The organism is Microbacterium sp. CPCC 204701 (genome assembly GCF_004010105.1).
GTDB lineage: Bacteria > Actinomycetota > Actinomycetes > Actinomycetales > Microbacteriaceae > Microbacterium.
Map to the genome: position 1 here is coordinate 1 of NZ_RRYE01000494.1, position 1871 is coordinate 1871.

Here is a 1871-nt window from a genome sequence, read left to right on the forward strand (position 1 = left end):
CACCTCCACGCCCTCCGAGACCAGCGCCGCGCGCACCGCCCGCGCCATGTCGACGGCCGCGGGCGAGTCGCCGTGGAGGCACAGCGACCCCGCCTCGACCGCGACGGCTGTGCCGTCGACGGCCTCGACGACCCCGTCCTGCACCAGACGCACCGCGCGCTCCGCCACCGTGTGAGGGTCGTCGAGCAGCGCGCCGGGCCTCGTGCGCGATACGAGCGATCCGTCCGCGAGGTATCCGCGGTCGAGGAACGCCTCGCGCACGAACCGGAGGCCGACGGATGCCGCGGCGCGCGGGATCTCCCCGCCGAGGCCCAGCAGGGGCAGGGCACGGCCGACGCGTGCCGAGAACGCGGCGACGGCTCGGGCGACGGCATCCGCCTGCTCCGCGTCGGCGGTGACGGCGTGATAGAGCGCGCCGTGGGGCTTGACGTAGTGGATGTCGCCGCCCGCCGCGGCGAGAGCCTCGAGCTGCGCTTCGACGGCGGCCTGCAGCGACGCCGGGGCCATCGCGACGGGAACCCGACCGAAGTTCACGCGATCGGGATACGACGGGTGCGCTCCGATCGCCACGCCGAACCGGCTCGCACGCTCGACCGACTCGCGCATCGACGCGGCGTCGCCGGCGTGCCCGCCGCACGCGACGCTCGCGCTCGAGATCACGGCGAACATCGCCTCGTCGTCGGCCGTGGGCCGGCCGTCGACCGTCTCACCGAGGTCCGCGTTGAGGTCGATCACTGCCACGCTTCCACGGTAGCCCCGACGAGTCGCTCGCTCTCCAGGCCCACAACTCAGGCGACACGTACCTCGCACGGACCGCGAGCCGTCCGTTCCCGGCCACCTGCCTGAGTTGTGTGCACGCGCCACCGCGCGTCACGGATGCGTAAAGGCTGGCGGCGAGGCGGTGCGAGAGGGGGCGCCAGGAGGCAGGATGGAGCGCATGGCCCGAACCCACGAACGACACGCGGCCGGAGCGCCGCTGCTCCAGGTGCGTGACGTCGCCGTCGAATTCCAGACCATCGACGGCCCCGTCCACGCCGTCGAGGCCGTCGACCTCGACCTCGCCGCCGGCGAGACGCTCGCGATCGTCGGCGAGTCCGGCTCGGGCAAGTCGACCACCGCGATGGCGGTCATCGGGCTCCTCCCCGGCAACGGCAGAGTCACCCGGGGCAGCATCCTGTTCGAGGGCGAAGACCTCGTGGGCGCCCCCGAGAGCGTCCTGCGCACGATCCGCGGCCGCTCCATCGGCCTGGTGCCGCAGGACCCCATGTCGAACCTCAACCCCGTCGCGAAGATCGGCTCGCAGATCGCCGAGACGCTCCTGGCGCACGGCCTCGCGACCCGCAGGGACGTCGACCGCAAGGTCGTCGAGACGCTCGCCGCCGCCGGTCTGCCCAACGCCGAAGACCGCGCCAGGCAGTACCCGCACGAGTTCTCGGGCGGCATGCGCCAGCGCGCGCTCATCGCGATCGGCCTCGCGTGCGATCCGAAGCTGCTGATCGCCGACGAGCCGACGAGTGCGCTCGACGTGACCGTGCAGAAGACCATCCTCGATCAGCTCGAGCGCATGACGAGCGACCGCGGCACGGCCGTGATGCTCATCACGCACGACCTCGGACTCGCGGCCGAGCGCGCGTCGCGCGTCGTGGTCATGAACCGCGGACGGATCGTCGAGCAAGGACCGGCACGGCAGATCCTCGAAAATCCCCAGCACCCGTACACGCAGGCGCTCGTCAAGGCCGCGCCGTCGGTCGCGGCTGTGCGGCTGCGACCCGAGGTGTTCCGGCGCACGGCTCCGGCCGACGCCCTGCCCGACATCGCCCCCGCCGAGCAGGCACGGGATGCCGCGCCCGCGGTGGTCTCCGAGCCCGGCG

2 protein-coding genes are annotated in these 1871 nt (G+C 73.1%); one reads left to right on the plus strand and one right to left on the minus strand.

What is annotated here, in order from left to right; translation table 11 throughout:
* A partial coding sequence (locus tag EIO58_RS17175; protein WP_164861837.1) for a LamB/YcsF family protein occupies positions 1 to 741 on the minus strand: 741 nt, incomplete at its 3' end.
* Between the two features lie 196 nt (positions 742 to 937).
* On the opposite strand from EIO58_RS17175, the gene EIO58_RS17180 reads away from it, so the two are divergent.
* The coding region (locus EIO58_RS17180; RefSeq protein WP_240658972.1) for an ABC transporter ATP-binding protein at positions 938 to 1871 on the plus strand (934 nt) is incomplete at its 3' end.